This window comes from Amycolatopsis kentuckyensis, assembly GCF_002155975.1.
GTDB classification, from domain to species: domain Bacteria; phylum Actinomycetota; class Actinomycetes; order Mycobacteriales; family Pseudonocardiaceae; genus Amycolatopsis; species Amycolatopsis kentuckyensis.
The window spans coordinates 1-1,432 of record NZ_MUMI01000703.1; the positions used below are offsets into that span (position 1 = coordinate 1).

At 68.8% G+C, this 1,432-nt stretch carries 2 protein-coding genes; both read right to left on the reverse strand.

The window, feature by feature from the left end; translation table 11 throughout:
* Positions 1–108 precede the first annotated feature (108 nt).
* On the reverse strand, positions 109–1,284 hold the full coding sequence (gene rhaI, locus CCN39_RS46025; RefSeq protein ID WP_086853293.1) for an L-rhamnose isomerase: 1,176 nt from the start codon (positions 1,282–1,284) through the stop codon (positions 109–111).
* Entirely contained in the window at positions 1,281–1,427 is a 147-nt protein-coding gene (locus CCN39_RS52370) for an L-rhamnose mutarotase (protein WP_434781165.1), read from the reverse strand. Before CCN39_RS52370 ends, rhaI begins: the two co-directional genes overlap by 4 nt.
* Between the last annotated feature and the right edge of the window lie 5 nt (positions 1,428–1,432).

Genomic DNA, 1,432 nt, shown 5'->3' on the forward strand with positions numbered 1-1,432 from the left:
CGGTCACCGCCCCCTTGGCGGAGGTGTTGCCACCGGCGTAGTTCGTGTTGCGCGGGTCGGCCCCGAGCGCGTTGCTGCGCGCGATGAGCTGCTCCGGCACGGTCATCGTCATGCTCCCCATCCGGCCTGCGTGCCGCCGGCCCGCTCGGCCACGATCTTTTCCTGGTACCCGCTGCGGTGGTAGGCGGCGATCGGGTCCGGGTCGAGCCCGGCCTCCGTACGCAGCTCGGCCAGCAGCGGCCGGACGTCGGTGTTGTAGGCATCCATCAGCACGGCGTTCGCGCCGAGCACGTCACCCGCCTGCTGGGCCGCGCGCAACGCGGCACGGTCGACCAGCAGCGCCTTCGCGGTCGCTTCCTGGACGTTCATCACCGACCGGATGATCGCCGGGATCTTCGCCTCGATGTTGTGGCACTGGTCGAGCATGAACGCGATCCCGTACGCCGGATCGAGGGCGTCGGCGCGGACGATCTCGTACATGATCCGGAACAGCTGGAACGGGTCCGCCGCCCCGACCATCAGGTCGTCGTCGGCGTAGAAGCGGGAGTTGAAGTCGAACGCGCCCAGCTTCCTTGCGCGCAGCAGGAACGCCACGATGAACTCGATGTTCGTCCCCGGCGCGTGGTGGCCGGTGTCGATGCAGACCGTGGCCCGCTCCCCCAGCTCGATGCAGTGGGCGTAGGACGTGCCCCAGTCCGGGACGTCGGTCGCGTAGAACGCGGGCTCGAACAGCTTGTACTCCAGCAGCATCCGCTGGTGGTCGCCGAGCCGGTCGTACGTCTCGCGCAGCGCCGCCGCCAGCCGGTCCTGCCGGTCGCGGATGTCGTCCTGGCCCGGGTAGTTGATCCCGTCGGAGAACCACAGCTTCAGGTCCCGCGACCCCGTCGCGTCCATGATGTCGATGGCTTCCAGGAGGTGATCCGTCGCTTTGCGGCGGATCCCGGCGTCGGGGTTGGTCACCGAACCGAGCTTGTAGTCCTCGTCCTGGAAGACGTTGGTGTTGATCGCGCCGATCTCGACACCGAGGTCCCGCGCGTACGCGGTCAAGGCGGCGTAGTCGCCGACCTTGTCCCACGGGATGTGCAGCGCGACACTCGGCGCGACGCCGGTGAACTTGTGCACGGTCGCCGCGTCGGCGATCTTCTCCTCCGGCGTCCGCGGGACACCGGGTTGCGGGAACACCTTGAACCGGGTGCCCGAGTTCGCGTACGCCCACGACGGCGTCTCGATGCGCTGCGCCCGCAAGGCCTGCTTCACGGCCGTCAAGTCGCCCACGGCGATCACTGTCCTTCCGCGACGGTTGGGGGTTCGAGGTGGAAGACCTCGGTCAGGAGCTGGAAGCCCTCATCGGGCGGGCCACCGTCGAGGCCGGTGAAGAACTCCGCCATCTCCGCCTGCCAGCGCGTGTTGACCTCGGTCTCCGCCATGGCGG

Coding starts and splice junctions, on each gene's coding strand:
- CCN39_RS52370 (WP_434781165.1), bottom strand. CDS start 1,427: ATGGCGGAGACCGAGGTCAACACGCGCTGGCAGGCGGAGATGGCGGAG.